Genomic DNA, 22,512 nt, shown 5'->3' with positions numbered 1-22,512 from the left:
AGAGCAATGGTTGAACTCGCACTTCCCAAGAATTCCCGCATGCAGGAGGGCAAGACCTGGCCCCGTCCTGATGGCGCCAAGCGCGTCACGGAATTCCGTATTTATCGCTGGTCGCCGGACGACGACGCCAATCCGAGCATCGACACCTATTATGTCGATCGCGACGATTGCGGCCCGATGGTTCTGGATGGTCTGCTCTATATCAAGAACAAGATCGATCCGACGCTGACGCTGCGCCGCTCGTGCCGCGAAGGCATTTGCGGCTCCTGCGCGATGAACATCGACGGCGCCAATACGCTGGCCTGCACCAAGGGCATGGACGACATCAAGGGCGCCATCAAGGTTTACCCGCTGCCGCATATGCCGGTGGTGAAGGATCTCGTGCCCGACCTCAACAACTTCTACGCCCAGCACCGTTCGATCGAGCCCTGGCTCAAGACGGTTTCGCCGGAGCCACAGAAGGAATGGTTGCAGAGCCATGACGACCGCCAGAAGCTGGACGGTCTTTATGAGTGCATTCTGTGCGCCTGCTGCTCGACCTCGTGCCCGAGCTACTGGTGGAACGGCGACCGTTATCTCGGCCCGGCTGTGCTGCTGCAGGCCTATCGCTGGCTGATCGACAGCCGTGACGAAGCCAAGGGCGAACGTCTCGACAATCTCGAAGATCCGTTCCGCCTATATCGCTGCCACACGATCATGAACTGCGCGCAGACCTGCCCGAAGGGATTGAACCCGGCCAAGGCGATTGCCGAGATTAAAAAGATGATGGTCGAGCGCCGCGTGTAATCGCGGCAATCGCTTCTTTTTTGCGATCCCTGTCGGCCTGCGGCCTCCACGCCTCTTGTGCCGAGATCAAGAAGATGATGGTTGAGCGCCGCGTGTAGTAGCGCCAGCTATCAATTGGAATATGCAAAGGGGAGGGCTGTTGCCTTCCCCTTTGTTCTTTGCACGAACCGGCAGCAGATCATGCACTCATTGATTGTATGGTCTTGACCTTTACGTTGCCGCCGATATGTCTTGAGATAACAAGGCAGCACGGAGAATGGGCAATCATGCTCGACCATATTGGCTTCAACATTTCCAGCATGCCCAAGTCGCGCAAATTCTATGATGAGGCGCTTGCCCCTCTGGGCATTACCCGCGCCATGGAATTCGGCGACTGGGTCGGATATGGGCGCAACGGTAAGCCGGAATTCTGGATTGGCAAGCAGAAGGGCGCCAAACTGGAAGGGGTTCTGCATGTCGCCTTTTCGGCGGGCACGCGCTCGGAAGTGGATCGTTTCTATGAAGCGGCCATCGCGGCTGGCGGCAGCGACAATGGAAAGCCGGGCATCCGCGAAGGTTACCATCCCGATTATTACGCTGCTTTCGTGATCGACCCGGACGGGCACAATATAGAGGCCGTCTGCCACCTGCCGGAATAAAAGGCGGGATCTGTAACCCCGCCTTTCGTGGTCTCAGACCAGTTTTGCGTCCAGCGTCACTTCGATTGCGCCAAGCGCCTTCGAAAGCGGGCAGGATTCCTTAGCCTTCTTGGCAAGATCGGCAAAGGCCTCAGCCGAAATGCCGGGAATCTTGGCATTGAGGGTCAGCGCGCTGCGGGTGATTTCAAAACCGCCGCCCGAAGCTTGGCCGATGTTGACGGCTGCCGTTGCTTCCAGTTTTTCCGGCGGGGTGCCGTTCTGCGTCAAAAGGGCGGAAAGCTGCATGGCGAAGCAGCCCGCATGCGCCGCACCGAGAAGCTCTTCCGGATTGGTGCCAGCGCGCCCGCTTTCATCCTCGAAGCGAGCTTTAAAATCATAGGGAAGGTCTTTCAGTGCGCCGCTCTGGGTGTTGAGCGTGCCTTTGCCTTCCTTCAGCGTGCCTTGCCAGACTGCTATTGCTTTTCTTTCCATGGGGAAGCTCCTCTCGGTGATTGTCCGTCACGGATATAGGGCGCTTCGCGATGGCTTCCAGCGATGAATAGGCAGCAATTAGGGGGGCGGCGGTCAGATCGGCTGCCCTTTCAAAAGGCGGGGCGTATCGCCGGACAATCCGGCTGCCTGCTTGATGAAGAAGGATTTCAGGCTCGGGACGCGATCCACGAGACCAAGGCCGATATCGCGAATGGAGCGGATGGCCGGATTGTCGTTGGAAAACAGCTTGGTGAGAACATCGGTAGTCACGCCCATCTGCACCGTGTCAAAGCGACGCCAGGACTGGTAACGTTCAAGGGCGGCGAACGATCCGATATCGAGGCCGAGGCGATCCGTTTCGACGATAACCTCGGCAATGGCAGCAGCATCGCGGAAACCGAGATTGAGGCCCTGTCCCGCGATCGGGTGGATGCGATGCGCCGCATCGCCGACAAGGGCAAAGCGCGGTTTCACGAATTCGCGCGCCAGCGTCAGGCCAAGCGGGAAGGCGCGGCGCGGGCCTTCGACATGCAGCGCGCCGAGACGATGCCCGAAGCGCTGTTCCAGTTCGGCTTCGAAAACGAAATCATCTTCGCGGATCAGCCGGTCGGCGTCAGCGGTGCGTTCGGTCCACACCAGCGAGCTGCGATTGCCCTTGAGCGGCAGAATGGCAAAGGGTCCGGCAGGCAGGAAATGCTCGTCGGCGCGTCCGCCATGCGGCTTTTCGTGGGATACGTTGCAGACGATGCCCGACTGGCCATAGTCCCAGTTGACGGTCTTGATGCCCGCCTGATCGCGCAGACGGGAGCGCGCACCGTCGGCGGCAATCAGAAGGCGGGTCTCGATGGCGTCGCCATTGGAAAGCGAAACGGTAACGGTTTCCGGCTTGGTTTCGAAGCCATTCACGCTGGTTGCTTCGAGGAAGTTAATGCCCAGCGCATCGGCCTTGTTGTGCAGGGCAGTATTGAGAATGCGGTTTTCAGCCATATGGGCGAAAGGCTCGCCGGGGTCCACATCGCCTGCAAAGGTCAGGAAAACAGGTCGCACCGGGTCGGACACACGCGAATCGGTGATGACCATTTCGGTAATTGGCTGCGCATCAGGCACGATTTCCTGCCAGCAGCCGAGCTTGTCGAGCATGCGTGATGCGGCAGCCGCGATGGACGAGGCGCGTGGGTCGGTTTTCCACGAACCGGCGGGCGCGCCATCGACAACGGTGACGGAAAGATGTGGCGCCGCCGACTTGACCGCAACCGCCGTGACGAGGCCAACATAACCGCCACCGGCGATTAGCAGGTCGGTGTTGCGGGTGCTTGTCTGTCTGGAAGTCGCAGCCATCGGTTCGTCCTTTTCGGAAAGCCTATACCATGCTTGTGCGCTTCTGGCACAAATACGGCAAGAGTGAAGCCGATATTTTGCCGCGGCACTGTGAGGCACACCGACCAAATCCGAAAAGCCTCCGGGCCACTTGACAGATTTCGACCGGCAGGAACAAACATGAGCCTCAAGTTTATTAGCTTCATATATGGTCGCAGGAGCCAGGCTGTCCATGTCCGATCGCGAAAAGTCCGAATATCAGCAGTCCGATCTTACATCTGTCTCAGATGAGAGCGCAGGCCAGACGGCTTCCATGCGGCAGCTGCTGTCGATACTCGATCTGGAAACGCTGGAGGTGGACCTGTTTCGCGGCAACAGCCCGCAAGTGGGCTGGCAGCGCGTGTTCGGCGGTCAGGTGATCGGCCAGGCGCTGATCGCGGCGCAGCGCACCGTGGAGCCTGCGCGGCATGTGCATTCGCTGCATGGATATTTTGTGCGTCCCGGCGATCCGGCGATTCCGATCATCTATGAGGTGGATCGCATTCGCGACGGTTCCAGCTTCAACACCCGCCGCGTGCTGGCCAAGCAGCACGGCAAGGCCATCTTCACGCTGTCGGCGTCGTTTCAGGTGGATGAGGGCGGTCTGGACCACCAGATCGCCATGCCCGAAGGACTGCCGATGCCGGAGCAATTGCTGGGCGACCGCGACATCAAGGAGCAATATCTGCATCTCGCTCCGGCCAATGTTCGCAGATATTGGGAACAGGAGCGTCCCATCGAGATCAAGCCGGTGCAGCTGACGCATTATTTCTCGCGGGAGAAGCTGGAGCCTGCGCAGCATGTCTGGGTGCGCGCAAATGGTATTGTTCCTGATAATCGCGCGCTTCAGGCGGCGATCCTCGCTTATCTCTCCGACATGACGCTGCTCGACACATCGCTGCATCCGCATGGGCGCTCGATCTTCGACCGCGATCTTCAGGCGGCAAGCCTTGATCATGCCATGTGGTTCCATCGTCCGTTCAAGCTGAATGACTGGCTGCTTTATACGCAGGACACACCGAGCGCTTCGGGCGCGCGCGGTTTCAATCGCGGGTCGCTTTATACGCGCGACGGCATTCTGGTGGCTTCCGTTGCACAGGAAGGACTAATTCGTGTGCATGAAAACAAAGAATGATTAAATATTAACCACGTCAATGTCGTCTGTATAAATATTGTGCAATTCGACGGTTTTCGGCCAAGTTCAGCGCTCGGGCAGGGCGCTGAAAAGATGAATCGCTAGAATCACTTAGCCTGAATTTGCCTAAACCTCCGGCACAAAAAGCCCGGCTTTGCGGGGGTGCCGGAAGCCGCAACGGCCCGCTTCACAAAAAAAACTCAATTTTAGCCGCGCCTTTCTGCAACTGGCACGATTTTTGTTTCTCTTGGTTCGAACCGGTCTTTCCAGCGCATACGCGTTTGAAACCGCCATTCGACGGAGATATTCGATGCTCATAACAGGAAGAATCAAGCCAGCAGCTCTTTTGGCCTCTTTGCCTGCGCTGGTCGCCATGGCTGGAATGGCGATGGCACAGGACGCAGCGCCTGCTGCGGCTCCCACGCCCACTCTCGATACGGGCGATACGGCCTGGATGCTGACGTCAACCGCGCTCGTGTTGATGATGACCATCCCGGGCCTTGCGCTGTTCTATGGCGGCATGGTGCGCAAGAAGAACGTGCTGTCCACCGTGATGCAGAGCTTTGCCATCACCTGCCTCATGTCGGTTTTGTGGATGGTCGCCGGCTATTCGCTCGCTTTCACCGACGGTGGTTCGTCGAACGCTTATATCGGTGGTCTTTCCAAGGCTTTCTTCTCCGGCGTCACGATGGAATCGCTGACCGGCACCATTCCGGAATATGTCTTCATCACTTTCCAGATGACCTTTGCGATCATCACGCCCGCGCTGATCGCCGGCGCGTTTGCTGAACGCATGAAGTTTTCGTCCATGCTGGTCTTCCTGACCCTGTGGCTGTTCATCGTCTATATCCCGGTCGCGCACTGGGTCTGGGGCGGCGGTTTCCTCGCGTCGGACGGCGTGCTTGATTTCGCCGGCGGTACGGTCGTTCACATCAATGCTGGTGTTGCCGGTCTGGTGGCTGCACTCATCCTTGGCAAGCGCGACGGCTATGGTCACACCAACATGGCGCCGCACAATCTCGTTCTCTCGGTCATCGGCGCTGCCCTTCTGTGGGTGGGCTGGTTCGGCTTCAATGCCGGTTCGGCTGTCGGTGCGAATGCTCTCGCCGGTGTCGCCATGCTCAACACGCAGGTTGCGACCGCCGGTGCGGCTCTGGCCTGGATGTTCGTGGAATGGGCAATTGCGGGTAAGCCAAGCGTGCTTGGCATTATTTCGGGTGCTGTGGCCGGTCTGGTCGCCGTCACGCCTGCTGCCGGTTTCGTCAATCCGATGGGCGCGCTCATCATCGGCATCGTGGCCGGTGCGATCTGCTACGTCGCAGCCGTCAAGATCAAGCATGCGCTCGGCTACGACGACTCGCTCGATGCGTTCGGCGTCCATGGCGTCGGTGGTTTCGTGGGTGCGATTTTGACCGGTTTCTTCGCAGACACCACCATCAATTCGCTCGGCGAAGGTGCTTCCATGGGCAAGCAGTTCTTCGGTGCGGCAATCACCATCGTCTATACCGCAGTCGCGACGGCCATCATCCTTTATGTGATCAAGGCCGTGATGGGACTGCGTCCAAGCAAGCAGGCTGAAATCGAAGGTCTGGATATCTCTTTGCACGGCGAATCTGTTCAGTAAGAACAATTCTCCCAAGAAGGAGAAAGGCGCGGGAAACCGCGCCTTTTTTCATTTATAAGAAGAAAACCCATGGTTAATGGGGAATTAACCATCGCCGGATTAGGATCGGACCGATTCATTCTGCCCATAGCTATTCCGTTATGGGCGACAGCAGAAATTTCGGTTCGGGACTGGCTATATGCGGCAAGGATATTCGCCCTCATACCCGCTGCGTGACGAGCGGATTACGGAAGACAGGCTCCGCCTGACCAATATCTTCCGCAGGCAGTTCTATATATTGTTCGGTCTGGCGCTTCTGTCGCTGACGGCAATGGCAGTTGGTGCACTGGCCACTTGGAATGTGGCTGATCCAAGCTTCAGCCATGCAACCGACAATCCGGTGACCAATGCGCTTGGCTATCCGGGCGCTGTCTTCTCTGATCTCGCCATGCAGTTTTTTGGTCTGGCGAGCGTTCCTGCATTGTTGCCGCTGGTCGTGTGGTCACTTCTGATGATGACGCGCGGCGGTATTGGCCGCGTTGCCAAGCGCAGCTTTGCCTGGATCGGCGCAGCCCTTCTGTTTGCCGGCATTGCAAGCTGCTTTGCCGTGCCGGAAAGCTGGCCGATGCCGATCGGTCTTGGCGGTGTGTTTGGCGATATGGTGCTGCGCCTGCCCGGCCTGTTCCTTGGCCAGTTCCCGCAGGGCGCAATCGCTTCGGCCATTGCGTTGGTTCTGGCCGTTCCCGCTTTGTGGCTCTGCCTTTTTGCAAGCGGCATTATTGGCCGTGGCATCATCAATCCGGTTCAGCCCGTGCAGCGCGGACGAGCGGAGGAAGATTTCATCGATGAGGATGACGAGGAAACCGCAGGCGGCGGCTTCCAGTTCATTGGTGCGCTGACCCATCTCGTGCTGACGACGACAGCCAACTTCAAGCGTCTGACCGGGCTTGGTCGCCGCCAGTCCCGCGACGAGGATTTCGGCGACATGCGCGCCGTGCGCCGCAGTGCCGAAACGCGTAACGGTGCGGAAGCGGGCAGACGTCGTGAGCCGGGCTTCGGTGGGCCGTCGGCGGACGAAGCGCCGTTCGACATGGATGATCCGATGGATGACGACATGGACGACGTGCCGCTGGCCGGTCAGGAATGGCACGATGCGCCGCCAGCACGCAGCCGCAAGGCGCGTGTCGAACAGGCCGCGCCGTCGCCCAAGCCGGGCGCTCGCGCACAGCGTGAGGCGCAGCCGTCGTTCCTCAAGGACAAGGGCGTGTTTGAAATGCCATCGCTGCATTTCCTCGCCGAACCAAAGCTTGTTCAACGTGATCCCGCTCTGTCGAAGGATGCGCTGGAGCAGAATGCCCGTCTGCTTGAAGGCGTGCTGGAAGATTTCGGCGTGCGCGGCGAAATCATCAATGTGAAACCCGGACCGGTGGTCACGCTTTATGAACTGGAGCCAGCGCCGGGCATCAAGTCTTCCCGCGTGATCGGCCTTGCCGACGATATCGCCCGTTCGATGAGCGCGATTGCAGCGCGTGTTGCCGTTATTCCGGGCCGCAACGCCATCGGCATCGAATTGCCCAATCCGAAACGCGAAATGGTTTACTTGCGCGAAATGCTAGCCAGCCGCGACTTCGAACAGTCCAAGGCGAAGCTGGCATTGGCGCTCGGCAAGACCATCAATGGCGAGCCGGTGATTGCCGATATCGCGAAGATGCCGCACGTCCTCGTTGCCGGTACGACCGGATCCGGCAAGTCGGTGGCGATCAACACGATGATCCTGTCGCTGCTCTATCGCATGACGCCGCAGGAATGCCGCCTGATCATGATCGACCCGAAGATGCTGGAACTTTCCGTCTATGACGGCATTCCGCATCTGCTGACGCCCGTTGTGACCGATCCGAAGAAGGCGGTTGTCGCGCTCAAATGGACCGTGCGCGAAATGGAAGACCGCTATCGCAAAATGTCGAAGGTCGGTGTTCGCAATATTGACGGTTTCAACCAGCGTGTCGGTCTGGCGCAAAAGAAGGGCGAACCGATTGCGCGCACCGTGCAGACCGGCTTCGACCGCAATACCGGCGAAGCGATCTACGAGACCGAAGAGCTGGATTTGGCACCAATGCCCTATATCGTCGTGATCATCGACGAAATGGCTGACCTGATGATGGTCGCAGGTAAGGATATCGAAGGTGCGGTGCAGCGTCTGGCGCAGATGGCGCGTGCCGCCGGTATCCATGTCATCATGGCGACGCAGCGTCCGTCGGTGGATGTCATCACCGGCACGATCAAGGCCAACTTCCCGACCCGTATTTCCTTCCAGGTGACATCGAAGATCGACAGCCGCACCATATTGGGCGAACAGGGGGCTGAGCAGCTTCTTGGTCAGGGCGACATGCTCTTCATGGCGGGCGGCGGTCGCATCCAGCGCGTGCACGGGCCTTTCGTCGGCGACGACGAAGTGGAGCGCATCGTGCAGCATCTGAAGCTTCAGGGCGTGCCGGAATATCTGGATGCCATCACTGAGGATGAAGAGGATGACGAGGGCGGCAGCGGACCGGCTGGAACTTCCAATCTGGAAGATTCCGACGATCCCTATGATCAGGCCGTCGCCGTAGTGCTTCGCGACAAGAAGGCTTCCACGTCCTATATCCAGCGTCGTCTCGGCATTGGTTATAACCGCGCTGCCTCGATTATCGAGCGTATGGAAGACGAAGGGATTGTCGGTCCCGCTAACCATGCCGGCAAGCGCGAAATTCTGGTGCCGACCGGTGAGGATGACTTCTAAGCCGAGTGCAGCAGCGCGCCATACTCGCGCCAAACTGGCGGCGTAGTTAAACAGAATGATGAAAAGAGAAAGTATATCAATGATGTTCTCCCGTTTTTCAGCCTTGGTAAAAGCTGGCCGTCTTGCCGCCATGCTGGGAATGGGAGCGCTTGGTCTTGGCGTATCATCGCTTGTTCTGGCGCCTGTTGCCGCGATGGCGCAGGGCGCAGGCAGCGGTGCGGCGGCGCAGCAGATTGCCGACCATTTTTCATCGGTACGCACCATGACGGGTGAGTTCGTGCAGTTCGGGCCGAAAGGCGACCAGACCGGCGGCACTTTCTATATCGAGCGTCCGGGCAAGATCCGTTTCAACTACAACAACTCGCCAATCCGTGTAATTGCCGACGGCGAGTCCGTCGTTATCAACAATCGCAAGCTGGATACGTGGGATCTCTATCCGCTTTCCAAGACGCCGCTCAAGCTGTTGCTGGCGGATCGCATCGACCTTGGCGGAGGCCGTTTGCAGAATGTGAAGCAGGAACCGGACATGACCACGCTAGTGCTCGGCGACAAGTCGATCTTCGGCGATTCGAAAATCACCATGATGTTCGATCCGAAGTCCTATGAGCTGAAGCAGTGGACCATCACCGATGCCCAGAAGCTCGATACCACGGTGATGATCTTCAACGTGCGCAGCGGTGTGCGTTTCACCGACGATATGTTCAAGATCGACTATCAGCGCATCGCCATGAAGCGCAAGCGTCCGTAATCGCCAGTTTATGGTCTGCAAGCCGTTTGCATTTGCGCGATAAATGGTTAGGTTCGCGGCATCTTTTTCGTTGCTGCGAGTCCTTCCCCCATGGCTTTTTCCGTTGCTACCTGGAACATCAACTCCGTGCGCCTGCGCATGCCGCTGGTCGAGCAGTTTCTGCGCGACTATCAGCCCGATGTTCTGTGTCTTCAGGAAACCAAGTGCCCGGACGATCAGTTCCCCTCCAAGGGGTTTCGCGCGCTCGGCTATGAACATATCGCGATCAGCGGCCAGAAAGGCTATCACGGCGTTGCGACCATCTCGCGCCGTCATTTGTCCGACGTCGAGAAGATCGGCTTTTGCGATATGGGCGATTGCCGCCATTTGAGTGCTGTCGTCGAAGCTGGAAACAAGAAACTCCGCATCCATAATTTCTACGTGCCAGCGGGCGGTGACGAGCCGGACCCGGCAATCAATCCGAAATTCGCCCATAAGCTCGGCTTTCTGGAAGAAATGCGGGCCGTTGTGGCAGACAGGCAGGACGGTCTGTCCTCGATCCTGGTGGGTGATCTCAATATCGCGCCTCTGGAAAACGATGTCTGGTCGCATAAGCAGCTTTTGAAGATCGTCAGCCATACGCCGATCGAGACCGAGACGCTGGAAGACCTGCGCGTCAAGGGCGGCTGGAGCGATCTCATGCGCCAGATCATTCCGGCGGATCGGAAAATCTATACCTGGTGGAGTTATCGCGCCAAGGATTGGGATGAATCGGACCGTGGCCGCCGCCTCGACCATATCTGGGGTTCCGCTGATCTGGAGGCCCATATGAAGGGCTTGCACATCTTGCGCGATGCGCGCGGCTGGGAGCGGCCGTCAGACCACGTCCCGGTTATCGCGACATTTGATCTGGATTGATTTCGTAACAGTCCCTATATTGGGAGCAGTCTAAACAAGGAGAGAAGAACGATGGATCAGGCAGCACTGTATCGACCGACCAGTGTTTTCAATGTTTCCATGGTTCGCAATGACTGCTCTTCTCACACTTCAGGACGTTTCCTGCATCACGGCTGATGGCCGCACGCTTTTCGAATCCGTCAATTTCAGCGTGACCGAAGGCCGTATTGGGCTTGTCGGGCGCAATGGTGCGGGTAAATCCACGCTTCTCAGTATCATGAGCGGCGCCATGGCGCCGACTTCCGGCGCGGTCACGCGCAACGGCAGGCTCGGTGTTCTGCAACAGAATATTGTGACTGACGGCGGGCGAGCGCTGGCCGATCTGTTCGACCTTTCCGCAGCGTTCACCATGCTTTCGCGCATTGAAGCCGGGCTGGGGTCGGATAACGACTTTGAACAAGCGGACTGGCTGTTGCCGCAGCACTTTGCCGATGCCTTGCAGCGCTTCGGGCTGGCGCTTGAACCGCAGGCACCCCTTGCAATGCTCAGCGGTGGGCAGCGGACGCGCGCGGCTCTCGCCGCCCTTCTTTTCCATCAGCCTGATATCATTCTTCTGGATGAGCCGACTAACAATCTCGATCATGATGGCCGTCTGGCCGTGATGACTATGCTGGCAGAGTGGCGCGGGGCAGCAATTGTCGTCAGCCATGATCGCGCCTTGTTGCGAAACATGGATGGCATTGCCGAACTTTCGCAAGGTGGCCTGCATCTTTATGGCGGTAACTGGGATTTTTACCACGACAAGAAGCAGGAAGAACGGGACAATGCGGCCCGCAATCTTCAGCTTGCCCAACGCGATGTGAAACAGGTTCAACGCAAGGCGCAGGATGCAGTCGAACGACAGGCGCGCAGCGATGCGCGTGGGCGCAATTCCCGTGCCGATGCAGGCATGAGCAAATTGTTGCTCGATGCGCGAGAAGACAGGGCGCAGAAGACCGGCGGCAAAGGTCAGGCGCTTGCGGATCGCAATATGCAGAAGGCTGAGGCGCAACTGAGAGAAGCCGAGACGCTGGTCGAAACTGTCAAGCCGATGCGTTTCAGCGTCGAGCGCGAGGCGCTTCCCTCTGGGCGCGTCCTTCTGCAAATGGAGAGCGTGTCGGGCGGGCCGCGACCAGAAGCGCCCGTCATACGCGATTTTTCGATGAAGATTGTCGGACCGGAGCGCATTGCAATACGCGGTGCGAATGGCGCGGGCAAGACATCACTGCTGCGGCTCGTCACGGGGGAATTGCTGCCGGTTTCCGGGCGCGTGCAGTGTTTCGTGCCGACCGCCATGTTCGACCAGCAGATGAGCTTGATGGACCGCAAAGCCACGCTTTATGAGAACTTCCGGCGTCTCAATCCGGATGCGAATGACAATGATGCCCGCGCAGCGCTGGCGCGTTTTTCATTTCGCGGCGAAGCTTCGTCCCGGCTTGCCGGAGAACTGAGCGGCGGTGAGTTGCTGCGCGCAGCACTTGCCTGCGTGTTGGGTGGAACGCAGAAGCCGGAACTGCTGATACTGGACGAGCCGACCAATCATCTCGATCTCGATTCCATCGAGGCGCTGGAAGCGGCATTGAACGACTATGAAGGCGGCTTACTTGTCGTCAGCCACGATCAGGCGTTTCTGGATGCTATCGGGATCGAAAGGATGATTGATCTGTAGGTTCAGCGAATTGCCAGAGGGTCGCGCGGAGAATTTGCAGGCGGCAAACCTGCTCTATTCGTCTACAGATATTCTTTCAAAATCTGGGGGGAAATTTTGGATTTGTCCTTCGGGCCAAACCGCCGAAAGACTGAGGGGATAGAATAAGATTAGAGAAGGCCGAAGGTGCGGGCTTTCGCGACCGCCTGAACTTTATTCACCGCAACAAGCTTGGTCAGTACGTTGCTGATATGGAAATTCACGGTACGGGTTGAAATATTGAGGATTGCGCCGATGATTTCCGATGTTTTGCCTTCGCTGGCCCAGTGCAGGATTTCCCTTTCACGTGCCGTCAGATTGACCTCGGAAACGCAGTTCATGGTTGGAACATCGAGATGTTCATACATGGACAGATGAAGCAAATTGGCCGAAATCTGCATCTGACGGCGCAATGTGGCGATTTCGCCGGAAGATAATGGCGGATCGCTTCTGATGAAAGACAGCATGCCAAAAACGCCCTGCGCGGCCCAGCAAGGCTGCGAAATGCCAACCTTGAAGCCAAAATTCTGTGCATCCGTCCAGATTTGAGGAACCTCGGCGTACAGCTTCGCCGACCAGACCAGCGGCTCGATGCTGTTTAGCGCCTTTCGAATGAGCGGATCTTCCTCCGCGTATTTATTTGAAGTGTAATGGTCTACCCACTCTTGCGGCAGTGAGCCGAAGCTGAGCCATTTCACCACGCCATTGAGCAGCGGAACGCGCATGATATAGGATACATGTGCGAATCCGCGCTGTTTGGCATAGTTGTCTATGTGCTCCAGGAGCAGCCCAGCATCATCAGCGGATTGCATAGATTCATAAATTTGTTCCCATTTCATTGCAGACACCCAATAAGAATGTTTTGTTTATGCTCATATGTGAACTTTAGTAAAAGTTGCATTTAACTTTACTCATTCAATACAAGCATATTACTGATATTTTTACAAGATTTTAATATTTTTTCGAACAAATTTAATTTAAAATTTATTTATACTCATCATGAAAGCTAATTAAGTTGAAACTTAATTTCATATGTCTAATAGGGAATTCGCAAATCCAGTGATTATGCCATAAATTAGACTTTTGTATGTGGCTTCTGCATCATTTCTATATTGGGCGCAGCCGCTTCATACTTCAGAACTCGTATTCTTTAATCTGTCGCAACGGTGGTGCGGTCGCGCCACTCTGCCATGATCCGATCCGGCTAACTCATTCGAAGTCCGTGCTTAAGCATGATGTGCGATGCTTGAGCACGTTGGTCTTTGGGGGCTAATAGCAGGGCTGTCAAAGAGAAGTAGTCGTACTCAACTTGCAAATCAATTTGGCTTCGTGCCGCCACATACGGGGCGGCACGGTTTTATCCTGCCAGTTAATCCTGGAAGGGATCTAATGTGTTGAATTCAGCAGTTTCAAATATTTGAGACCAGCTACTATCTATGTAATAGTCTGCTTGCATAGTGCTGCCGTCTTCGTATCCATTTAACTGCTCATATTGCAAGTTGAAGGAGATGTTTCTTTGATAGTCGCAATCAGCTTGAGTTATCGTTCTACTTAATTGGATATTCGCTCCAAACCTCCCGTCTTTATGGTTGAGGTACACTATAAGGTTTATAATTTTTCCTTTCTTCCAATATGTGGGATCGGCATCCACCCAGACTTCCAATCCATTTAGAATATCTCCTGGAAGAACGATCAGGGTGTTACTCCGGAGGTGTGGAGCTTTCAAAGATCGCGTCACATCTGGAAGCGGCTGGTTTGACCTCACATCGCCCGTTACCGGGGGGGTGACAAAGATTGATCGATAGCCTTGGCCATGATTGTCCACGAGCATAAAAGAGAATCTATTGGAGTTGCCTTTATCGGTGTCTGGCACAATGTCGTTAAATGGAAACTCGACACCGGAAACAGCCGCCTGCATGTCGACCAGCTTGACAACCTCTCTGGGTGACGGATTTGTTATTCCACTTTTGATCCAGAATACGACGCGATCATTCTTATGCTCGGGGCTCATTTCCGGTGCGAATAATTTGAAATTGGGATGATCGATCGAATATTCTTCAGAAATATCAAGAGTTGGCGGGATGGAGGTGACATAACCAAGGTTGTTTTCGAATCCGCTTTCGTCGAATGTATTGATAATGAAGTTTGATGTCTCGATACCGATTGATGTATTGCTCTTAGGAACGGCGCCCATCGAGCCTACAAATGCACTAACACCGCCGACCTTGAGAACGGCTCGACCGTTCTGATCAGTTTGCATAGGAATGTCGGTGCTAAGACTACCCGGGACAACATCGGTAGGCGTGTTGTCTGCTTTGAAAAAGCTCAACGATGTCGACATCGGCTGAGTCTTCCAAATTATCCATTCACCGGGCTGGGGCACCCCATTTTTGGTGTAGATGTATGTAAACGTCACGACCTGGCTGTCGTCTTTTGGATCGACAGGTGGTGCCTTTTTAAAAGCATCGACAGGCATCGTGGCGCCGGGAGGATTGTGCGCATAGATTCTGTTGCTGACCAATTGGCCTTGGTAGATGTCTTGACCGCCGAAGTTTATCGAAAAAGGAAAGCCGATTATATTGGCATCCGGTACATCGACGGTAAAGTCGAGCAATTCTGCAGAAAATGCGGTGACCATGACCGACGCCTGACCGTCTGAACCGGTCTTAAGCTGCTCGTTGGAGGAAGAAACACCTGTGGGAAAATTCCATGTGACGTTGTAGTTCGATAGTGGTGTGCCCTGATCGTTGGTCAGGCGCACGACGACTTTGATCGGTTTACCGACAGGCTCGGGTGCTCCCTGCGCTGGCTGGACGAGTGTCATGCTGTTGTGGAGGCTCCCATCGATAAAATCCAAACGCATGGACTTAGGAGGAGCTGCACCGTCTGGTGTGCTAACCGTTGCGATCATCGAGACCGGCGAAGTGGGGTAGCCCGAATCGGTCGAATAGTAGAACCAGAAGGCCGCTTTGCCGTATGAGTCTGTGTTGACCGTCTTCGGATTGCTTAAGTGAGGTACAGCTGTCCCGTCCAGCAACTTGAAATCAATGTCCAAAGGGGATGTCTGGACCGGGTTGCCGCTGCCATCGACATATGTTGCGATTAACGCCACCTGGGAGTCGTACCGGATATCAGTCGTCGGAGGATTGATTGTTATGTTGCTTTGCTTGTTTTCGCAGAAATTAAGTTTGATGGTCGTCGGAACACATTCGGCACCCTCGGCAGTGTACAAGTACGTGGTGAGCGGGGTGTTGGAACTGACCCATATTGTTGCGATGCCCTCACTATTTGTTTCGGGATTAGAATCGCTCACCGTGATTTCGTTATCTTGCCGTTGCCGGATAAATAACTTCCGTCCCCCCAGTGGATTTCCATTACGATCCTTGAGGCTATATTGCACAGTTATCGGTGTTCCCACAGGTAGCTGGCTGTCAACTGTCGTAATTGGATCGATCTTATTGGCGGTGACCCAGTAGGTGGCCTTATAAGACGCTCCAACAGAAGGTATGATGATGACGTCGAAGTCCCGCACCTGGCCCTGAGGTACGTATTCGAAGAATACAGAACTTGTTGCCGAACCGTTAGCATCCAAGCTCGTTGGGCTTGGTTCAAAATAGGCCCCGCTGGCCCCTTGCATGCGGGCTTCCCAAGCAATCTCGAACGTCCCGCTTGGGACAGCGCCGTTCTCGTCACGAACAGTTACCTCGAAGGGGCAGGGCTTAGAGGCTTCGTAAATAGTGCCGTCCGGCTGTGGTTCGACCGAAATGAAACGTGGGCCGCCGATTTTGAACGTCGGGTAGTCGAATTTCAGCTCGGCACCTTCCTCCGCGTCCTGCAGGCTGACTTTCAGGGTGACTGTGCCGTCTGTTCCAAACGGAGCGTGGGTGCAGGTGATCGTGGAAACTGCAATTTGGACATCGTTCGGCAGGCTATCATTTGGATCGATCTGTATCTGTGTGCCGGGCGAAGCGTCTTTCAAAGACCAGCTGATATGAGATTCGGGATTCACTCCGCCGGTGTCGTGCTGTTTCACGCAAACTGCCCTCAAGGGGTAGATATAACCGGGCTGTAAGACAGAACCGGCAGGCGGCCAGAAATTAATGATCCGATTAGCTGGCGTTACCCTCTCATTGAAGTAACAATTTGATAAAGAGGAGATCCCGCCAGCCGTCAAAACGACATCGTACATGTACGGCATGTTCGCATAAGCTTCTACAAAATGTTGATGAGCTGCGTAAACGCCATACATCTTGGCGCCTAATTGACCAGAATAAGAATTGGGGCCACGGAATAAGGTGTCTATCGTATCGTCCGACAACTGTTCTCCGGAGCCCGTTGCGTATAGGCCAACGATATTCACGTCTTCCCATACGTCCTTAAGACTCACCGGATCCTGGTTATTCTTATCGTCCGGGGGATAGATTATTTGCAGTATATTCGTTTCGCTCAAAGGCGGAGCGGCTTTCGGCGCACCGAACAAGCATTCGAATTCGAGCTTTGAGACTGGCTCATCCTCCGGCCACACGGCCAGACGGATGGTTGCGTTTGAGCTTGGATCAGAAAGTGATACCTGAATGGAATTGGTGCCGTTGCCGTCGCTGTTGGTTGTCGTTGTCTGCTGGCTTAGCGTGGCTTCGCCCTCTACCAGCTGCCAAACGAGACTCTTTCCCGCAAGCGGGCTGTGAAAGCGGTCCTTATAGATGATGGCAAGATCGACAAATTTATTTGCCGGAAGTGCAAGACCATAAGCCGGTGTGCTGGCCATGTAATGCAGATGATTATTGTTTTCAGTGAGAATGAACTTTCTCATCCTGATCTCCTGATTTGAACAAGCGAAAAAACTTGCCAGCTCCAGCCGAGCTGACAATTCAATGGGTGCAGTATGTGTTTTGGCTTTTTTCAGAAGTTGGCTGCGTTTGTGCGCCTTGCAGTCAAATGGCGATGCTTGTGCTGCAGTCGCCACGGTGCACAGAGAAATCCAGTTCAACCCGGCTGATTCTGTTTTCTATGAACAAAATAACTCCGAGGCGCACCGGAAGCCGAATACCGGTATGGTACAAGGACGAGTGTGGTTCCCGACTTGCGGACAGGCGCTACTGTAGCCCAAACCTGCGGCTCCGCAGCATGCATCTGGCTAGACAGTGCAATGCCCCGGTACGCTTACTTCTTCTTCGGCGTAGGGGAGCCCGTGTTTATCTGGCCCTTGAATACCGACACGGGCTGGGCGACCTTTAGCTGACCGTCCATTAGCCAATAGTCGAGTTGAAATGTTCCTACTTGGTCCCCATAGGCGCAAAAATTCTCCAGCTGGTCTCCCTTAATCGTGGCTGTGACGGGGGTTTGAGTGGGACTGAAGTCTGTTGCTTTGAGTGCTGACGTTTCAACCGTAAGCTTGGCTGTTCTAGGGACAGCGCCCATAGTGTTGGGCTCGAAGGCATTCACATATAGTTCGAAAAGAACCGTATTACCTGCCTTCCAGGGGGCAACTTGGGTTGCTGGAGGAACAATCCAAAGCTCGGTATCGATCGCGGCAGTTATCTGGCGCGAGTTGTGCGCCAGGGTGGCGATTTCAGGCAGTTTTCGATAATCGGGATTGGCTGGTGGATTAAGCGGGCCTACGATTTCTCTAGCAGGGAGTTTGAGAAGGAAACTGTTCGCAGCCACGATATCGTTATAGGCCATCATTCTGAATGTGTTTGGGGTGCTGATGCCATAACGCAGGTCTGTTTTTTTAACCCGAAAGCCTCCATTTATAACGTCCGACATTGGCAAAACGTAAAAAGCCGTTCCGTTGACCATAAGGGCGCCCAATGCCTGAGGGTGAGTCTCATAGGTTGTTTTAAGATCTGCCGACGCATTAACGGTAATTCCATCGGCCTGATCTGAAACCAGAATCATACCTTGTGTCTCATCGGTGTAAAGATCCCCCAAAGTTTCCGTAGAGGGCATCTTATACATAAATCCGATATAGTCGGGCAGGCCATCTGCCTCGGCATCCGGGAAGTTTTCGGGGTAGATATGGAGCTTGATAATGGCTTCGTGCTCACCAAAGAATGAAAACTTTAGAGAGCCATCCGCTCCGGATTTAAGTCTGAAGCCTTTATAGTTTGTATTGTCGTACCAATTCACGTCCTGGCCAGGGATAGGAACAATAAGGCAATCTGGATCCTGCATGTCAATGATGACTGACACAGCTCCTGCCTGTCCATTCAATTTCGTTTCTAGTTCCACGTCGATGGAGTTCGGGCCTTTCACCGGAGCGGCGCCAGGGGCTGCCGGTTCCACAAAATTATTGGATATTGATTTGACCGTAATCGTAGGTGTTGGGGTGACCATTGTAAGTTCCTTATTGTTTACAATACGCAGCAAGGATGAGGCGATATCCGGCGTTCAACAACTGGTGGGAGCGGCATATTATTTGTTGAAGTTGCCAGTTGCGCTGCCGGTGGGCGGTCTCGCCTCGGTTGATCAAGGCGTTGAGGAACGCAGAATTTCACCGCTGGAGTATCCCCACGGAGTGTTCCATTCGTTTGGAAATGGAAAACGGAAAGAGAAATCTGTCACTGCATATAAACTGAATTTGGCGGCATTCGAGGCTTGCGGCAAAGGGGTATACATTTACACAGGAAGATTAACTTAATAATATTTATTACTAATTTATTGAATAAATACAGTTATATTTTTTCATTGATTTTTTATACATATGTGAGAGAAAAAGAAAATTATATTCATTTGAGGTTGGTAATGTATAGAACTAATATTATGAATTTGAAGAATAATTCTTCTAATTTAGTCATTGGCGGAATTCTTCGTTCGACGGTTGCGCTGTCGACAATGGCCCTTTTGAGTTCATTGCTGGTGTTGCCGACCACGTTTGCCCATGCGCAAACGGTCGGTGGGAATGGCGGAGGGGACTATAATAAAGATTCGACACCGGGCGCGGGTGGTGGACCGGACGCCCCCGGAGGTGATGGGACTCAGGCAGAAAAGGCGGGTATTCCGGGTACGGGCGGCGGTGGCGGCGGCGCAGGCGGTATGCCGGGTGGGCAGGGCTACCAAGGGAACCAGCATGTCATGTCGGGTGGTGCCGGCGGCGCGGGTGGAGCGCATGACGAAGCCAATGGCCAGGGTGGTCAGACCTACAACAGCCTGACAGGCGGCGCTGGAGCAAATGGCGATAACGGCACCGATGTGGTGGCTGACGGGACATTGGTCGCCGGCAGCGGTGGCGGCGGTGGTGCCGGTGGCTATGCCTTGATCGTGACCGGCGGCGGCATCGTTACCATCGGAGATCAGGCGATCATTACCGGCGGTAAGGGCGGCGATGGCGGGAACGGCGGTATGGACTTCGGTACGAACGAGACTAGCGACGGTGGAGCAGGGTTTGGAGGCAGCGGCGGCGGCGGTGGCCTTGGCATCTGGATGAAGGTTCCCGGCATAACGACGTTTAACCAAGCTCAGATCATTGGAGGGGTAGGTGGTAAGGGTGGTATTAGCCCGACGACCCCAGGAACCAAATATGGTGGAATCGGCACAGGTAACGGCGGAGCTGGCGGTGCTGCCATTTATGGCGCAGATGCTGGCGGTACGATGGCTCTGATAGGGTCGATCCTTACAAACGATGTGTCTGGCCGCATCACGGGTGGGGCGGGCGGAGATGGGGGTGATACCGGCACTCAGTTCCCCGATCTCGGTGAACCTGGTCATGGTAGTAATGACATGTGGGGGGCAAATGGCGGTGCCGGTGGCGCAGGTGTCTATGGAGTCACCATTGTCACGAATGGGACTGGCGCGACCATTTCGGGCGGCGCAGGCGGTAACGCAGGAACGGGAGACCAATTTACCGCTTTCGACCTAGAGATACCTAATGAGGCCAAAGGGGGAGCTGGTGGTGCAGGCGTGGTCGCGCTTATGGATGCCAATAACACGCCGGCGACCGTCAACAATGAGGGTTCTATCACAGGAGGAACTGGCGGGCATGGAGGAGATGCGCTCACAACAGGTCCTGATACTACATATCAGAGCGTTGGCGGCGCAGGGGGCAACGGCATCGAAAGCAACGGAGCCACCATTATCAACGCCACTGTGGGTACGATCAAAGGCGGTGCCGGTGGTGCGGGCGGCATCGCGCACGCGACTGACGTGTCCAATGGCAATGGTGGCAATGGCGGCGATGGTATTAATGGTTCAAACCTGAGGGTTGTTAATAGTGCGACCATTGAAGGGGGGAATGGCGGCACTAAGGGAGCAAATGGTTCTGGCACCGCGGCAGCCGGAAAAAATGGTTATGGTGTACACTTTACGGGCGGCACCAACACGCTGGAAATCCGCCAAGGCTCGAATATTGTCGGAGGTGTTTTCGTCGATGACGGAACGGTCAATAATACGTTCATACTCGGTGGAGCCGGTGATGATGCCTTCAATGGGATACTTTCGACGAAAATAGATGGCACAGGTGACTATCAGGGGTTTGATACCTTCGAAAAGAGCGGTAGCAGCAACTGGACGCTGACAAAAATCAGTGATGTAAGTTGGACGATCAAAGAAGGAACTTTGACAATTGGCGATGGCGGCGGATTGGGTGCCGCTGGCACCTCCGTTAATACCGGACCAAGCGCTTCAGAAAAAGGCATTTTAGCTTTTCATCAGAGCGCGGGTTCAACAGAGGTTGACACGACGATTACCGGCAAGGGCAAGGTAGTCCAAAACGGGCAAAATACGGTTAAGCTTGGTGCCGCGAACACTTATGAAGGCGGGACTGATCTGAACGCCGGCGTGATTTCGGTAGCTGAGGATGACTCACTCGGCGTTGCGACAAGCGATCTGAACTTCAACGGCGGCACACTACAGATAACCGATACGGGGATGCAGTCGACGGCTCACACAATCAACTGGGGCGGTAACGGTGGTGGCTTTGACATCGATGACGTCGGCAACAAGTTTATCATTTCGCAAGATCTCACTGGTGCTGGCACCCTGACCAAAGACGGTGCTGGAACGCTCGCTCTGACAGGCCTCAACGCATATACCGGCATGATCGCAATCGAAGAGGGCACGTTGCAGATTGGTGACGGCAGCACGGTGGGAGAACTCGGTGCAGCTTCGAGTGTTACGGTTGCCGCTGGTGCATCGCTGGCCTTTGATAGAACCGACGGTACTCTTGTCGTTAACCAGACGATTAGCGGCGACGGCGGTGTTACACAGAAAGGCACGGGGAAAACGACGCTGACTGGCACCAATAACTACATTGGTATGACTGACATCCAGGCGGGCGCGCTTCAGCTTGGCCAGAACACAACAGCCGGTAGTCTGGCCTCTCAAAGCACCGTTAACATCGCCCAAGATGCAAAATTTATCATCAGTCACAACGATGCCTCTTTTGATTTCACCAACTTGATTCAAGGCGACGGCCAGGTGGTGATTGACGGCGACGGAACTGTTGCGCTCACCAATATGGGCAATACCTATACGGGCGGCACTGAACTCGATAAGGGTGTCCTCAAGCTTTACTCTGATAAGGTCCTGGGCTCAGGTGACCTAATAATGAATGGTGGCACGCTGTTGCCGGATTCGGCTGTTGTGGTGGGCCACGATGTTCAGGTTTTGGGCACCGGCAGTGTGTTCCAAACGAACACATTGAAGGACTTAACGCTTACGGGAAAACTGACGGGCGACGCAGGTACTGCTTTCACTAAAACAGGTAACGGTCGCCTGATCCTCAATCAAAGCGCCAATGCGTCGGGCTTTGCTGGTGCTGCCAACGTGAACGAAGGCGCCTTGGTGGTCAACAGCAACCAATTTGGTGGTAGTGTCATCGTCAACAGCGGTGGAACGCTGGCAGGCGCTGGCACAGTCGGCAATACGAATGTTGTGGCTGGCGGAAAGCTGGCAGGCATGGTTGGCACAACGCTGACTATAAACGGCAATCTGACCGTCGATGCGAATAGCACCGTTGATGTCAATATTGGTGCAACAACTTTCAATCAGGAGATGTTCAACGTTACGGGCAACCTCACCCTTAACGGAAAACTCGACGTTAGTACCAGCGGGGGGCGGCCCCGGGTATCTATCGCATTTTTAATTATGATCCCAGTCAAACGAACGCCTATAGCACTTTCCAATTGGGTACAATTGATGGCGCCGCCGCCAATTCGGCCGACTGGAAGATTGAGGACACGAATCCCGGTCAGATCAATCTCGTCAATATGCAGGGCATGTCGTTTGTTGTTTGGGATGGTTCCAATACAAACGATGGTGGTGGAGTCCACGGCGGTGATGGAACCTGGAACATCGCGGACACCAATTGGAAAGATATTCAAAGTCAATCCATCAATGACCCATGGGCTGACGGATCAGTCGCGGTCTTCAGAGCAGCCGCTGGAACAATAACCATT

15 protein-coding genes are annotated in these 22,512 nt (G+C 55.0%); 10 read left to right on the top strand and 5 right to left on the bottom strand.

What is annotated here, in order from left to right:
* Nucleotides 1-6 precede the first annotated feature (6 nt).
* Nucleotides 7-786 carry a succinate dehydrogenase iron-sulfur subunit gene (locus D8666_RS05910; protein WP_109369950.1) on the top strand — a complete coding sequence of 260 codons (780 nt, stop codon included), beginning with the start codon at nucleotides 7-9 and terminating at the stop codon, nucleotides 784-786.
* A gap of 266 nt (nucleotides 787-1,052) precedes the next feature.
* Entirely contained in the window at nucleotides 1,053-1,424 is a 372-nt protein-coding gene (locus D8666_RS05905) for a VOC family protein (protein ID WP_109369949.1), read from the top strand.
* A gap of 33 nt (nucleotides 1,425-1,457) precedes the next feature.
* On the opposite strand, the gene D8666_RS05900 is transcribed toward D8666_RS05905, so the two are convergent.
* Nucleotides 1,458-1,895, bottom strand: coding sequence for an OsmC family protein (locus D8666_RS05900; RefSeq protein WP_109369948.1), 438 nt, complete (start codon nucleotides 1,893-1,895; stop codon nucleotides 1,458-1,460).
* Between the two features lie 93 nt (nucleotides 1,896-1,988).
* Nucleotides 1,989-3,233 carry a ubiquinone biosynthesis hydroxylase gene (locus tag D8666_RS05895; protein WP_121536780.1) on the bottom strand — a complete coding sequence of 415 codons (1,245 nt, stop codon included), beginning with the start codon at nucleotides 3,231-3,233 and terminating at the stop codon, nucleotides 1,989-1,991.
* A gap of 292 nt (nucleotides 3,234-3,525) precedes the next feature.
* Between D8666_RS05895 and tesB the strand changes: the two genes are divergently transcribed.
* The 6 genes from tesB (at nucleotide 3,526) to D8666_RS05865 (ending at nucleotide 12,100) form a co-directional block, all read left to right on the top strand.
* Nucleotides 3,526-4,386 carry an acyl-CoA thioesterase II gene (gene tesB, locus D8666_RS05890; RefSeq protein WP_209445965.1) on the top strand — a complete coding sequence of 287 codons (861 nt, stop codon included), beginning with the start codon at nucleotides 3,526-3,528 and terminating at the stop codon, nucleotides 4,384-4,386.
* 310 nt (nucleotides 4,387-4,696) lie between these two features.
* Nucleotides 4,697-6,010, top strand: coding sequence for an ammonium transporter (locus D8666_RS05885; RefSeq protein WP_121536776.1), 1,314 nt, complete (start codon nucleotides 4,697-4,699; stop codon nucleotides 6,008-6,010).
* A 178-nt stretch (nucleotides 6,011-6,188) separates the two neighbouring features.
* Entirely contained in the window at nucleotides 6,189-8,768 is a 2,580-nt protein-coding gene (locus D8666_RS05880; RefSeq protein WP_121536774.1) for a DNA translocase FtsK, read from the top strand.
* A gap of 79 nt (nucleotides 8,769-8,847) precedes the next feature.
* Nucleotides 8,848-9,516 (top strand): outer membrane lipoprotein carrier protein LolA, encoded by a 669-nt coding sequence (locus tag D8666_RS05875; protein WP_180918067.1) that lies wholly within the window; start codon nucleotides 8,848-8,850, stop codon nucleotides 9,514-9,516.
* Nucleotides 9,517-9,606: 90 nt separating this feature from the next.
* Entirely contained in the window at nucleotides 9,607-10,413 is an 807-nt protein-coding gene (gene xth / locus D8666_RS05870) for an exodeoxyribonuclease III (RefSeq protein ID WP_121536770.1), read from the top strand.
* Between the two features lie 109 nt (nucleotides 10,414-10,522).
* Nucleotides 10,523-12,100: an ABC-F family ATP-binding cassette domain-containing protein gene (locus D8666_RS05865; RefSeq protein ID WP_121537415.1), complete on the top strand. Its 1,578-nt coding sequence runs from the start codon at nucleotides 10,523-10,525 to the stop codon at nucleotides 12,098-12,100.
* Between the two features lie 149 nt (nucleotides 12,101-12,249).
* On the opposite strand, the gene D8666_RS05860 is transcribed toward D8666_RS05865, so the two are convergent.
* From D8666_RS05860 to D8666_RS05850, 3 genes are all read right to left on the bottom strand, one after another.
* A complete protein-coding gene (locus tag D8666_RS05860; RefSeq protein WP_121536768.1) occupies nucleotides 12,250-12,957 on the bottom strand; it encodes a LuxR family transcriptional regulator in 708 nt (235 codons plus the stop codon).
* Between the two features lie 530 nt (nucleotides 12,958-13,487).
* Nucleotides 13,488-17,081, bottom strand: a complete 3,594-nt coding sequence (locus tag D8666_RS05855; RefSeq protein WP_147437987.1) for an Ig-like domain-containing protein — start codon at nucleotides 17,079-17,081, stop codon at nucleotides 13,488-13,490.
* Nucleotides 17,082-17,278: 197 nt separating this feature from the next.
* Nucleotides 17,279-18,454, bottom strand: a complete 1,176-nt coding sequence (locus D8666_RS05850) for a hypothetical protein (protein ID WP_121536764.1) — start codon at nucleotides 18,452-18,454, stop codon at nucleotides 17,279-17,281.
* On the opposite strand from D8666_RS05850, the gene D8666_RS23950 reads away from it, so the two are divergent.
* Complete coding sequence (locus D8666_RS23950; protein WP_147437986.1) at nucleotides 18,423-18,758, top strand: hypothetical protein; 336 nt, start codon at nucleotides 18,423-18,425, stop codon at nucleotides 18,756-18,758. The two genes, D8666_RS05850 and D8666_RS23950, sit on opposite strands and share 32 nt — an antisense overlap.
* The gene (locus tag D8666_RS24575; protein WP_268967055.1) at nucleotides 18,716-22,507 is read left to right on the top strand and encodes an autotransporter-associated beta strand repeat-containing protein; all 3,792 of its coding nucleotides are present in this window, start codon (nucleotides 18,716-18,718) and stop codon (nucleotides 22,505-22,507) included. The genes D8666_RS23950 and D8666_RS24575 overlap by 43 nt, the downstream gene beginning before the upstream one ends.
* Nucleotides 22,508-22,512: the final 5 nt, after the last annotated feature.

Origin of the sequence: Ochrobactrum soli (genome assembly GCF_003664555.1) — a bacterium.
Lineage (GTDB): Bacteria > Pseudomonadota > Alphaproteobacteria > Rhizobiales > Rhizobiaceae > Brucella > Brucella teleogrylli.
The sequence above is the reverse complement of the archived record's forward strand: the minus strand, read 5'-3'. Positions and strand labels throughout refer to the sequence as shown.

Coding starts and splice junctions, on each gene's coding strand:
- D8666_RS05910 (WP_109369950.1), top strand. CDS start 7: ATGGTTGAACTCGCACTTCCCAAGAATTCCCGCATGCAGGAGGGCAAG.
- D8666_RS05905 (WP_109369949.1), top strand. CDS start 1,053: ATGCTCGACCATATTGGCTTCAACATTTCCAGCATGCCCAAGTCGCGC.
- D8666_RS05900 (WP_109369948.1), bottom strand. CDS start 1,895: ATGGAAAGAAAAGCAATAGCAGTCTGGCAAGGCACGCTGAAGGAAGGC.
- D8666_RS05895 (WP_121536780.1), bottom strand. CDS start 3,233: ATGGCTGCGACTTCCAGACAGACAAGCACCCGCAACACCGACCTGCTA.
- tesB (WP_209445965.1), top strand. CDS start 3,526: ATGCGGCAGCTGCTGTCGATACTCGATCTGGAAACGCTGGAGGTGGAC.
- D8666_RS05885 (WP_121536776.1), top strand. CDS start 4,697: ATGCTCATAACAGGAAGAATCAAGCCAGCAGCTCTTTTGGCCTCTTTG.
- D8666_RS05880 (WP_121536774.1), top strand. CDS start 6,189: ATGCGGCAAGGATATTCGCCCTCATACCCGCTGCGTGACGAGCGGATT.
- D8666_RS05875 (WP_180918067.1), top strand. CDS start 8,848: ATGATGTTCTCCCGTTTTTCAGCCTTGGTAAAAGCTGGCCGTCTTGCC.
- xth (WP_121536770.1), top strand. CDS start 9,607: ATGGCTTTTTCCGTTGCTACCTGGAACATCAACTCCGTGCGCCTGCGC.
- D8666_RS05865 (WP_121537415.1), top strand. CDS start 10,523: ATGACTGCTCTTCTCACACTTCAGGACGTTTCCTGCATCACGGCTGAT.
- D8666_RS05860 (WP_121536768.1), bottom strand. CDS start 12,957: ATGAAATGGGAACAAATTTATGAATCTATGCAATCCGCTGATGATGCT.
- D8666_RS05850 (WP_121536764.1), bottom strand. CDS start 18,454: ATGGTCACCCCAACACCTACGATTACGGTCAAATCAATATCCAATAAT.